We start from the raw sequence: 10,930 nt of genomic DNA on the forward strand, positions 1-10,930 counted from the left end.
ACCACTTTCCGCCCTGCTACCGCCAAAGAGATAGATATATTTGCCGCCTCAATGGAGACAAAAGAAGCATCTCAGCTCCGATTGCGGTACACTATCGCGCGCCAAAGACCCATGACATCCGAACACAGAGGACTACCATGCAACGTCTCATCCCGGTGCTTAATAAAGATCACGTGTCACTTCACCTGATATCCGTGATCAACACCTTACTGACTGCCGCCAAAGAAATTTCTCACCGTCTACATCAAGGTAGTCTGGCCGGTACGCTCGGCTCGACCCTGGACGAAAACATTCAGGGCGAAACCCAGAAGAAACTCGATATTGTTTCGAACCAGCTGATCAAGAACATGCTGCTGGAAACCCAGCTGGTCCGTGCGGTCGCCTCAGAAGAAGAGGACGACATTGTTGAAGGCAACCCAGACGCTAAATATCTGGTTGCTTACGATCCGCTTGATGGTAGTTCCAATATTGATATCAACGGCTCCGTCGGCACCATTTTTACCATTCTGGAAGTGCCAGACCACCCCGCTGAAGGCAAAGAGCTTTTCCTGCAGACTGGTGATGAGCAAGTCGCCGCCGGTTATATTTTGTATGGTCCGTCGACCATGCTGGTGATGACCACTGGTAACGGTGTGCGGATGTATACGCTGGACCACACAGTGGGTGAGTTTCTGTTAACAGTGGAAGACGTATCCATTGTTAAAGACACTCAGGAATTTGGCATCAACATGGCAAATCAGCGTTTCTGGAGCAAGCCGATGAGCCAGTATATTGGCGATTTAATCGCTGGCGAAGAGGGCCCCCGGGGAAAGCGTTTCAACATGCGCTGGAATGCTGCCATGGTTGCAGATGTTCACCGCCTGTTATGCCGTGGCGGGATTTTTACCTACCCAGCCGACTGCCGCAACCCTGCGAAACCGTGTAAGTTGCGCTTGCTCTACGAAGCCATGCCGATGAGCTTTCTGGTAGAACAGGCGGGGGGACGCAGCAGCACAGGCTATGAGCGTATTATGTCGCTGCAGCCAACCGATATTCACCAGCGGGTGTCCGTCATTATGGGGTCTGCGAATGAGGTTTCAACCTGCCTGCAGTACCACAAAGACATCCCCTGTGAGCGCTTTGATGGCTAGCACAGGGTTGAGGTGGAAATTACCTTCTAACACCAAGGTCGAACTTTCCATCTAAAGCGCCAAACCGTTATACTAGGCGGCCGTGAAATGCCTTTTGATAAATAATGCAGAACAGTGACCTGTTGCTGCCAAACAAGGAATCGATATGAGCCTGAAGAATGTTCCAGCCGGCGACAAGCTGCCAGAAGAAGTGAACGTGATCATCGAAATCCCAGCCAATGCGGATCCGATCAAATACGAAGTCGACAAAGACACAGGTGCGCTTTGGGTTGACCGTTTCATGACAGCCCCGATGTTCTACCCTGCTAACTATGGCTATGTGAATGACACCTTGTCTCTCGATGGGGACCCGGTTGACGTACTGGTACCTACGCCATTCCCGCTTCAGGCTGGTTCAGTCATTACCTGTCGCCCGGTAGGCGTACTTAATATGAGCGACGAGTCTGGTGAGGATGCGAAAGTTATCGCGGTACCAATCAGTAAATTAAGCAAAGCCTACGACGATATCCATGATATCGATGACCTGGACGACATGTTCAAAGCTCAGGTGCAGCATTTCTTTGAGCACTACAAACTGCTGGAAAAAGGCAAGTGGGTTAAAGTAAATGGCTGGAGTGATGCCGCAGCAGCAAAAGAAGAATTAAAGTCTTCATTTGCCCGCGCTCGTAAGTAATCCCAGTTGAGCAAACCCACCGGCACTGCGGGTGGGTTTGTTCGTTTACCACCGGAGTTGTGATGAACAGCATTGTTGTTAATGGCCTCCGCTTTCACTACCCAGCGCAAACTGAACCAACACTGGATATAGGCCAACTTGAAATAGCCCGCGGCGAACGCGTATTTCTGTATGGGCCTAGCGGCAGCGGTAAATCGACCTTATTGTCGGTGTTAGCTGGCATCCATCGTCCTCAAAGCGGCACTGTCGCCATCGAAGACACCGATATCACCGCCTTAACCGCACGCCAACGGGACCATTTCCGCGCCCATCACATTGGCTATATTTTTCAGCAATTCAATTTGTTGCCTTATCTCGACTGCATTCACAATGTGGCCCTGGCCTGTGAGTTTTCCAACGTTCGCCGTCAACGTCTGCAACAACGCAATATAAGCCCGGAAGACGAAGCAGCCCGTTTGCTCAATCAGCTTGGCATAAGCCATGAGATGCATTCTCGCCGGGCCAGCGAGCTTAGTGTGGGTCAGCAACAACGGGTTGCCGCAGCCCGTGCCTTAATCGGCAGTCCGGAATTGATTATCGCCGATGAGCCGACCTCCGCACTGGACGCTGACAGCCGCCTGAGTTTTCTCAAACTATTGTTTGCAGAGTGCGAGCGCGCCGGCAGTACCTTGTTGTTTGTTTCACACGATGCCGAACTGGCAAGTCAGTTTGACCGCAGCCTGTCGCTGTCAGCACTCAACCAGTCAGCGGAGGCTTAATGAAACTATTTAAATTAGCCTGGGCCAGCCTGTTAAGCCGCAAAGCCAATGCGCTGCTAACTGTGGTCGCCATTGCAATTAGTGTCATGTTGCTGCTCGGTGTAGACCGGGTCAGCCAGCAAACACGGGCAGGCTTTGCCAATACTATTTCCGGTACCGACCTGATTGTTGGCGCCCGTAGTGGCCCGGTGAACCTGTTGCTGTTCTCGGTTTTTCACATCGGCTACCCGAGCAGCAATGTCAGCTGGGACGCGTATGCACATTGGCGGGAGCATGAACAGGTGGCGTGGTCTATTCCGATCGCGTTAGGCGATAGCTTCCGCGGCCATCCTGTGATTGCAACCGACCACAACTTTTTCGACCATTTTCAGTATGGCCAGCGACAATCCGTCCAGTTCGCAGAGGGCCACCCCTTCGAACATTCCGCAGAGGCAGTGCTCGGTGCCCGGGTAGCAAAAGAACAAGGCCTGCGGCCATCCGATGAGGTCGTCATTTCGCATGGCACGGGCAGCGTTAGTTTTCATCAGCACGACGAGGATCCGGTTCAGATCAGTGGCGTACTGGCACCAACCGGAACGCCGCTTGATAACGCCGTTTTTATTCCGCTGGTTGGGCTGGCGACAATGCACGGGGAACACCAGGCAGAAGAACCACAAAGCCCCCCTTCATTCAGTCAACAATCCGTTCCTCAGGAAGACGAAGAGCACGAGCACGAGCACGAGCACGAGCATGAGGTCGCTCTCGATTCGGAGCAACCGATTGACAGTTTAAGTGCATTTTTTGTTGGCCTTCACAGTCAACCACGCGCCATTTTTATGCAACGGATGATAAACACCTGGGGCCAGGAGCCGCTGACCGCACTCATGCCCGGCGCCACCCTGCAGGAACTCTGGCGTACGCTCAACATGTTTGAACGAGTGCTGGCCATTGTCTCTGGCTTCGTCTTGTTGACCGGACTGATTGGCATGCTGGCTACCCTGTTAGCGAGCCTGCAGGAACGCCGCCGCGAAATGGCTGTCTTACGCTCATTGGGTGCAGGCCCCGGTACCATATTCAGTCTTCTGGTCAGTGAAGCTTTTGTTCTCACTGTGACAGGCATCGGCGTCGGCGTGGCCTTGCTGTATGCTGCCCTGTACGCACTCGCGCCCTGGATCGAATACAGTTTTGGGGTCGTTATCCACATCAGTTGGCCCTCTGTGGTAGAGTGGCAACGGATGGCTATCGTATTAGTTGCTGGCACCGTTATTAGCTGCTTGCCTGCATGGCGAGCCTACCGTAATTCTTTGGCAGACGGATTAACTATTAAATTATGATAAAACTCGCGTCCACTTCGACCCTGTTTACGTTAACACTGGCAACCGTGTTGGCTGCATTCAGTCACGCCACACTGGCCAGTGACGCCCGAACCCTCGAGTGGGACGAACTGAAACCGGACGATTGGCAGCCGCCAGCCGTGCGCAGCCGGGCATTCTACGAACAGAATCCTGACGCTCAGGTGCAAACCAATTTAGATGCCCCGGTGGTAGAAGAGCTGGATGGCCAGACTGTGCGTATTCCTGGCTATGTAGTGCAACTGGAAGGCGATGATCGGAGTGTGACTGAGTTCCTGTTGGTCCCGTATTTTGGCGCCTGTATTCATGTCCCGCCGCCACCGCCGAACCAGATTATCCACGTTCGTTTTCCCGAAGGTGTACCCTACGCGACCACCTATGACGCCGTCTGGGTAGAAGGTACTATCAAGGTTGATCGTAGCGAAAGTGATATTGCTGTTACCGGCTACGTCATCGACGCTACCGAAGTAGTCTCTTACTTCTAGCGCCTCGACCCGTGGTCACTCCTGCACAGGGGGACTACACGCATGGGTTCTCCGCTACATAGGCTTTCAACGCTTCCAGGTTCATCGCCTTGGCGTAGAGATACCCCTGCGCCTGCTGGACCTGCAACTGACGGAAGTAATCAGCCTGAGCCTCGGTTTCAATACCTTCCGCAAGCGTTTGCAGACCAAGCCGATGACCCATATTAATAATCGTCTCGATTATGACCGCACCACTATGGGTATGCGCAGAACGCACAAATTCGCGGTCAATTTTAAGCTTATCCAAAGGCAGCCGCTGGACGTAACTTAACGACGAAAAGCCGACTCCAAAATCGTCAATTGCAATGCGCACACCCTGTGCCTTCAGTTGTTGCAGTACCCGGGCAACCAGGTTCGGGTCATCCATAACGATGGATTCGGTAATCTCGACCTCCAGCCGTTGTGCCGGCACCTGATGTCTGGCCAGCACGTCGGCCACCTCACCCGCAAAGTTATTCTGTCTGAACTGCGGCACAGAGACATTGACTGCCATTCGAAAGTCATCGCAAACGTCACCCGCTATCTCGTTCATCGCCTGGCAGGCCTGTTCGAGCACCCAGTGCCCTATATCCAGAATCAAACCTGAGTACTCAGCCAGTGGAATGAAAATATCTGGCGCTATAAAGCTTCCATCTGCCTGCGGCCAGCGCAACAACGCTTCGACCCCAACCAGCCGCCCCGTCCCTAGTTCAATCTGAGGCTGGAACCATAGCTGCAAACGACGCTGAAGGAAATCGCTGCGCAGATTGCGTACCAGATCCAGCCTGCGCTCTGTTTCCGCCTGCATACTCGGATGATAAAAGGCATTCGCTTCGATACGATGATTTTTCGCATTCTTCAACGCAATATATGCCTGTTTCAGCGCGTCCAGCCCGTCCAGGGCCTGATGTTTGTTAGAAAACCCAGTGGTCATTAACACCGGAATGCGATGCTCATCGACGGTGAAAGGTTCCACAAAGGAGTCGCGCATGCTATCCGGGGTTACGCCCTGGGGGCGACTTAAAATGCCAAATACATCGGCACTAATTCTTGCCACTAGTGAAGGAGGTGGAAATTGCACAGCGAGGTGGTTACCAACAGCCTGGATCAGCTTATTGCCAACATCCTGCCCCAGTGCGTCGTTTACATCTGAAAAGTGGTTTATATCAGTAATTGCGACCACAAAGTCCTTGCCATCCACGAGCGCACTGTCGAGCTGACGGATAAACTCAGCGCGGTTTGCCAGTCCGGTAAGACTATCTTTGTATGCCGCGGTGCGCAGGTCTTCAAATAGCTTTACGTTTTCAAAACCGATGGCAATATTTGCCAGAAACAACTGGATTAACTTTTGGTTGACGTCGCTTAGCTGCTCACTGCTTTCGATAAAAGCAGCGGCCTGAATCCCTTTTGCGTCAATATAAAATACGCTGGCGTCATCCAGGAATAAATGTTCTCTGCGCTCCAGGCAGCGGCGTACTGCGTTCACAATGAAGGGGCTCTCGATGGACTCGAGTGGTTGCTGAATGCCCTTTGCAAAATGCCCGGCTGCACCGAGGACGAGAATATCGTTCTGTGCATCCAGCTGCCGTACACACAGCAGACCTTCGGGTTTTAAACCTAACAACGACGCCAGTTGTGTCACTACACCTTCGGAAAAGTTATAAATCGAATGCCGTTCCATCAAATTGGCAGCAGCGTTGACTATCTTCTCAAGGCCCCGGCGGCTTTCATTAATAGTGCGGATCTGCTGGTAGGAACGCAGCGATGAGATGACCGTGGTCAGCAATTTAGCCCTGGTCAGATCGGTTTTCGTTTTATAGTCGTTAATATCGTACTGAAGAATAACCCGTTCTTCCGGGGCATACCCTGGCTGACCGGTACGAAGAACAATTCGTACCTCATCATTTTCGAGATCTTCACGAATCGCTTTTGCCGCCCGTAAACCGGCATCATCGGTCTCCATCACCACATCAAGTAAAACCATGGCGATATCAGGCGTTGACTGCAAACATTGCAGGGCTTCTGCTGCGCTATAGGCATGCACAAAGCGAAGGGGCTTATTATCCAGCGTCACACCGGACAATGCCAGTTTGGTCACCGAGTGGATTTCGTCATCATCATCGACTATCAATACTATCCAAGGCTGTTTGTGCTGCGTGCTTTGGGCTGACACGCTATGCTCTTGGGCAAAAACTAGTTTTTCATCCGTGTCGTTCATCTACGATCACCCCAGTGCTTTTTCAACAGCACCACCGCATTTGTAAATAATATGTTTGATTTTCAATGTAAACCAAAAGTCGCATTATAGATAGTAAAAATGGCCGGTCTGTCTTTGCACAAAATTCACTCAAGGATTTGTCCAAACCAGCCGATACAATACGGATGATCCAGGTAAATTCCCGAGGAACGAATGACACGAGTATCCAGACTTGAGCGCGCGACAACGGTTCCAAAAGTGCGGGGCGTGAAAGCCAGTAAAGCAAATCAGGAGAGCAAAGCCATACCGGCAGGCAAACGCTCTGAAACGCGAAAAGCGATTGGTTCAAGTCGCGACCAACTGGTTCGCAGCTTCCGCTGCCTTGGGATCAATTATCAGGAGCTGGGGATGTCCAGCGAGACGACGGTGCAGTCGCGTTTGAAAAGCCGACTGCAACAGCGCGAGCGCCGACGCCAGGATAATTTAGAGCGTATTTTCAAGCAGGCGCTGGATTTTGCGCCTGACAAAATGAGCGGAGACGAACTCGACCTTGACTGGCTACAAAGCTTCGTCGCCCAGGCAGAGGATATTTCCAATCCGTCGATGCAAAAGCTCTGGGCAAAGATCCTGGCGTCCGAAAGTGCGCGTCCTGGTAGTTTTTCGCTGCGTTCCATTACTACCTTACGCCAGCTTACCAGTCGCGAAGCCGATGTATTACGTCGGGCTCAGGGGCTGACGGCTTACGACCCTCTGCATTTAAGCTATAAAATAATAACCGGCTATTATCGACGACCCAGTTTATTTACGTACCTCACGCTGGATAAGCCAGTGCAGCTGAATATCGCTCGCGCAGGGTTAAGCTATCCGGATCTGCTGACACTAAGTCAACTCGACATTATGTATCCGAGCACTATTGAGAGCGGAGAATTGACTAAAGGACAGAGCATTAAGCTTAATTACGGTGAGAAAGTACTGGAGCTAACCGCTCAGCGTCGGGGGTTGGTGATGACCTACCATAAATTTACTGCGCAAGGTGAAGAGCTGCTAAAACTCATTCCCAGTGCTCCGCAAACCCCTTACCTGGGCCTGGTTGAAGACCATTTTAGCCGCGACTTTTCACTGAGCGTACGCTAATCCTCGCACGCTCAGTGAAGGTCACACAGGGCTTAGAAATGCAGTTGAAAGCCTACGAACGGCCCTTTGAACTCAACGTCACTGTACAGGCCTGCTACATCATCAAACTCAACGCTGAACGAACGGTAACCGACCTGGATGTTTCCATCCAACAAGCCACCCGCACTGAACAGGCGATACTGAATACCCGCTTCAATGTCACGCAACGAACTGTCGTCGATTGCTAATAAGTGGCCGCGTGCGTATACACTCAAACCACTGAACGGTAAACCGGCGCCTACCATTGCATAAGCAGTTGGTATGGTTTCTTCTAAATCCCACGAGTTACCATCACGATCCGTTACAAAACCGTTGAAACGCTTGGCGGCAACACCCGCATGCAGGCGAACCAGGGTATTATCGAGGAAGGTGTAGTACAGTGTCACTGTATCGTGTGATAAGTCGAGTTCAGCAGGCGAGCTGGCAGCGTCTTCGGTGCCATCGAATTCCTCGTAAGAACTCATATCCTGGGTTTCGATACGGATATTCGGAATCAAAGGTAATGGATGCTGAAATGCCAACGACAGGCGAGTCTGGTTTTCATCGCTCAATTGGAAATCATTAAAGTTTTCATCATTGCCGTAACCACCGGAAACATCTGTCATCCAATATTGTGCTTCCCCATACACATCGAATAACAATGCGGCATTGGCTGGTTGACTTGCCATCGCTGCTGAGAGCGCGACGATTGAGCCGACTATTAAATTTTTCATTGGTCATCCTTTATTAACTATTTTTTTATTCCCGACTGCCTGACGCAGACTACTTCTCAATCGCATAGTGTTAAATGTATGCAAAGTCCATTGTATACGTATGGTGAAGTAGGTTAAACAAATTTCATCGGACTAAAGGGTGAACCTCAGCCTCGACGGTTAACGTTTCGCCTGTAGATAAGCGCAGCTCAAGGGTATGTGACTGACCAACCCGCAGCGGGGATTTCAGCTGCATCAGCATTAAGTGATAACCGCCTGGCTGCAGAGTAACCGAGCCTCCGGCAGGGATAACCAGCGCATCCAGCTGCTCCATTGCCATCTGCCCATTGTGACGGTGTACATGTTGATGCAACTCGAGAGAGGATGCGATGGGCGACTCCGCCGCGACAATTGAAACGTCCTCGCTGCCAGTATTTCGAATCTCGCCGAAGCCAGCTCCATTCTCAGCTCCGGGGACAGACTCCCGCAACCAAAAGCTTTCAACCTCAATCGTTTCAGCGGCCTGCACGGGACCCAGCATTCCCATTACTATAACCAGTAGCAAGGCTGCAGACGATAAAACGCGTTGAATCATTCGATTAAAATAGTGACGCATAAATTCCTCATTGGCGTAGGGTAGACTTGTTAGTAGGCTACTTTACCTGAGATTATGCGTGTTGGGTACGATCCCGCGTCAACAACCAGATTAAAAGGAAGACCAGTAACAATGGCCAGAGCAGGCTGAAGCCAACAAATAGTAAGGCTATAGCGCCGGCAATACCGGCCAGCAACAGGCTGCCAAAAACTGTGCCGACGACCAGCATAACGACCCCGACAATAATCAGTGCTGTAAGCCCTGAAACCGTAATACTGATAGCGCCCGCAAAAATCGCACTCAATACGCCGGGTGCCAGCCAGAACAGTGCCGCAAGTAATAGACAGAACAAGATAAAACCACGCATAAAGCCTCTCAAAGCAAATAACGATATAGATTAGTTACTAAGAGTACAAAAGGCGTGCCAAAACTATCTTGTTGATTTTAAATGGAATAAAAATTCCGGGCTAGCACTGTCGATAAACCACAGGCGAAGTCGACTAATAAATAGTGAATTCGACTAACCGTTCACCGGGGTTCCGCCATTTACATGAATAACCTGCCCGCTGACATAGGATGAATCCCGACAGGCAAGATAAACGTAGGCTGGAGCCACTTCGCAGGGCTGACCGGGACGGCCCATAGGCGTGTTAGCACCAAATTCAGCTACCGTTTCTTGATCAAAAGTAGAGGGGATTAGAGGCGTCCAGATCGGTCCCGGTGCGACCCCATTTACCCGTATCCCTTTTGCTGCGAGATTGATTGCCAGCGAACGGGTCAGGGACGTTATCGCCCCTTTCGACGATGAATAGTCGAGTAAGATTGGATTGCCTTTGTATGCTGTCACTGAGGTGGTGTTAATGATTGAGCTTCCTTTCGGCATATGTGCGACCGCGAGCTGAGTTAAATAAAACATCGCAAATACATTGGTGCCAAAGGTCTGTTCAAGTTGTTCCTGAGCGATATCCTCAATGTTCTCTTTAGGGTGCTGCTCGCCCGCATTGTTAACCAGAACATCTATTTGTGAGTAACGCTGGATGACTTTGTTGATCAGATCATTGCAAACTTCTTTGCTGGCAAGGTCACCTGAGTAAGTCATTACTTCGCCGCCGAGGTCTTTAACTGCTTGTGCTGTTTCTTTGGCGTCTTTATGTTCCTCTAAATAAACTAATACTACTTTTGCGCCCTCCTGGGCGTAATGTACGGCCACCGCGCGGCCGATCCCGCTGTCGCCACCGGTGACCACAGCGACCTTACCGACCAGCTTACCAGCTGGTTTGTAATCCTCAGAAAAGTACTGGGGTTCGGGGTGCATGTTGTGCTCTTTGCCTGGCTGTTCAGACTGTTGCTGGGCAGGTGGTGTCTTTTGCTGGCTCATACTGTCCTCCGTTCGCCTGGGGGAATTTTTGGTTTGTTTTGAAAGCGGATCTAGGTGGTTATTCAAGGTTAGCGGAGGAGGGGGGGATTTGCTGATTTTTACATTGGTGGTGGATTGGCTGCCGGTGCGTGGATGGTGCTCGGTGTGGGGATGGCTGTCGGTGGTAGATGGGTAGATCAGGCGCGGGGCTTGAATCTTGAATGGGAACGAGATGGTCGATGGGCAACCCAGGCGCGGGGCTTGAATCTTGAATGGGAACGAGATGGTGAACGTTGCTGGCACCTGCAGACCCATTCAAGATTCAAGCCCCGCGCCTGCTGTAGTGCTACGCAAACGAAAAAACCCCAGCCGGATGGCTGGGGTTTCTTTCGTTTGGATGCCTGGCGGTGTCCTACTCTCACATGGGGAGGCCCCACACTACCATCGGCGCTGACATGTTTCACTACTGAGTTCGGAATGGATTCAGGTGGTTCCACGTCGCTATGGCCGCCAGACAAATT

General features: G+C 51.4%; 11 protein-coding genes and 1 rRNA gene. 6 read left to right on the forward strand and 6 right to left on the reverse strand.

Translation table 11 applies throughout. From position 1 onward, the window contains the following. The first annotated feature begins 137 nt into the window (after nt 1-137). The 5 genes from CWE12_RS13480 to CWE12_RS13500 all read left to right on the forward strand — a co-directional run bounded on the left by CWE12_RS13480 (nt 138) and on the right by CWE12_RS13500 (nt 4,377). On the forward strand, nt 138-1,130 hold the full coding sequence (locus tag CWE12_RS13480; RefSeq protein WP_126790239.1) for a class 1 fructose-bisphosphatase: 993 nt from the start codon (nt 138-140) through the stop codon (nt 1,128-1,130). 145 nt (nt 1,131-1,275) lie between these two features. After that, nucleotides 1,276-1,803, forward strand: coding sequence for an inorganic diphosphatase (gene ppa / locus CWE12_RS13485; RefSeq protein WP_126790240.1), 528 nt, complete (start codon nt 1,276-1,278; stop codon nt 1,801-1,803). Between the two features lie 62 nt (nt 1,804-1,865). Beyond that, the gene (locus CWE12_RS13490) at nt 1,866-2,561 is read left to right on the forward strand and encodes an ABC transporter ATP-binding protein (RefSeq protein ID WP_126790241.1); all 696 of its coding nucleotides are present in this window, start codon (nt 1,866-1,868) and stop codon (nt 2,559-2,561) included. After that, the gene (locus CWE12_RS13725) at nt 2,561-3,874 is read left to right on the forward strand and encodes an ABC transporter permease (RefSeq protein WP_126790242.1); all 1,314 of its coding nucleotides are present in this window, start codon (nt 2,561-2,563) and stop codon (nt 3,872-3,874) included. The genes CWE12_RS13490 and CWE12_RS13725 overlap by 1 nt, the downstream gene beginning before the upstream one ends. Then, nucleotides 3,871-4,377 carry a DUF3299 domain-containing protein gene (locus CWE12_RS13500; RefSeq protein WP_126790243.1) on the forward strand — a complete coding sequence of 169 codons (507 nt, stop codon included), beginning with the start codon at nt 3,871-3,873 and terminating at the stop codon, nt 4,375-4,377. The genes CWE12_RS13725 and CWE12_RS13500 overlap by 4 nt, the downstream gene beginning before the upstream one ends. A 34-nt stretch (nt 4,378-4,411) precedes the next feature. Here CWE12_RS13500 and CWE12_RS13505 read toward each other — a convergent pair whose 3' ends face one another. Then, complete coding sequence (locus tag CWE12_RS13505) at nt 4,412-6,613, reverse strand: EAL domain-containing protein (RefSeq protein ID WP_126790244.1); 2,202 nt, start codon at nt 6,611-6,613, stop codon at nt 4,412-4,414. 192 nt (nt 6,614-6,805) lie between these two features. Between CWE12_RS13505 and CWE12_RS13510 the strand changes: the two genes are divergently transcribed. Then, nucleotides 6,806-7,726: a TIGR03899 family protein gene (locus CWE12_RS13510; RefSeq protein ID WP_126790245.1), complete on the forward strand. Its 921-nt coding sequence runs from the start codon at nt 6,806-6,808 to the stop codon at nt 7,724-7,726. 32 nt (nt 7,727-7,758) lie between these two features. Here CWE12_RS13510 and CWE12_RS13515 read toward each other — a convergent pair whose 3' ends face one another. From CWE12_RS13515 to rrf, 5 genes are all read right to left on the reverse strand, one after another. Beyond that, nucleotides 7,759-8,478, reverse strand: a complete 720-nt coding sequence (locus CWE12_RS13515; RefSeq protein WP_126790246.1) for a TIGR04219 family outer membrane beta-barrel protein — start codon at nt 8,476-8,478, stop codon at nt 7,759-7,761. Between the two features lie 124 nt (nt 8,479-8,602). After that, a complete protein-coding gene (locus tag CWE12_RS13520; RefSeq protein ID WP_126790247.1) occupies nt 8,603-9,073 on the reverse strand; it encodes a copper chaperone PCu(A)C in 471 nt (156 codons plus the stop codon). Nucleotides 9,074-9,125: 52 nt separating this feature from the next. Then, a complete protein-coding gene (locus CWE12_RS13525) occupies nt 9,126-9,419 on the reverse strand; it encodes a hypothetical protein (protein WP_126790248.1) in 294 nt (97 codons plus the stop codon). Nucleotides 9,420-9,572: 153 nt separating this feature from the next. Beyond that, on the reverse strand, nt 9,573-10,430 hold the full coding sequence (locus CWE12_RS13530; RefSeq protein ID WP_126790249.1) for an SDR family oxidoreductase: 858 nt from the start codon (nt 10,428-10,430) through the stop codon (nt 9,573-9,575). 378 nt (nt 10,431-10,808) lie between these two features. Continuing rightward, nucleotides 10,809-10,924: ribosomal RNA gene (gene rrf / locus CWE12_RS13535) — 5S ribosomal RNA — on the reverse strand. Nucleotides 10,925-10,930 lie beyond the last annotated feature (6 nt).

This window comes from Aliidiomarina sedimenti (assembly GCF_003986955.1).
Taxonomy (GTDB): Bacteria; Pseudomonadota; Gammaproteobacteria; order Enterobacterales; family Alteromonadaceae; genus Aliidiomarina; species Aliidiomarina sedimenti.

Bases quoted from the DNA above. Each gene is read 5' to 3' on its own strand.
- CWE12_RS13480 (WP_126790239.1), top strand. From the start codon at position 138: ATGCAACGTCTCATCCCGGTGCTTAATAAAGATCACGTGTCACTTCAC.
- ppa (WP_126790240.1), top strand. From the start codon at position 1,276: ATGAGCCTGAAGAATGTTCCAGCCGGCGACAAGCTGCCAGAAGAAGTG.
- CWE12_RS13490 (WP_126790241.1), top strand. From the start codon at position 1,866: ATGAACAGCATTGTTGTTAATGGCCTCCGCTTTCACTACCCAGCGCAA.
- CWE12_RS13725 (WP_126790242.1), top strand. From the start codon at position 2,561: ATGAAACTATTTAAATTAGCCTGGGCCAGCCTGTTAAGCCGCAAAGCC.
- CWE12_RS13500 (WP_126790243.1), top strand. From the start codon at position 3,871: ATGATAAAACTCGCGTCCACTTCGACCCTGTTTACGTTAACACTGGCA.
- CWE12_RS13505 (WP_126790244.1), bottom strand. From the start codon at position 6,613: ATGAACGACACGGATGAAAAACTAGTTTTTGCCCAAGAGCATAGCGTG.
- CWE12_RS13510 (WP_126790245.1), top strand. From the start codon at position 6,806: ATGACACGAGTATCCAGACTTGAGCGCGCGACAACGGTTCCAAAAGTG.
- CWE12_RS13515 (WP_126790246.1), bottom strand. From the start codon at position 8,478: ATGAAAAATTTAATAGTCGGCTCAATCGTCGCGCTCTCAGCAGCGATG.
- CWE12_RS13520 (WP_126790247.1), bottom strand. From the start codon at position 9,073: ATGCGTCACTATTTTAATCGAATGATTCAACGCGTTTTATCGTCTGCA.
- CWE12_RS13525 (WP_126790248.1), bottom strand. From the start codon at position 9,419: ATGCGTGGTTTTATCTTGTTCTGTCTATTACTTGCGGCACTGTTCTGG.
- CWE12_RS13530 (WP_126790249.1), bottom strand. From the start codon at position 10,430: ATGAGCCAGCAAAAGACACCACCTGCCCAGCAACAGTCTGAACAGCCA.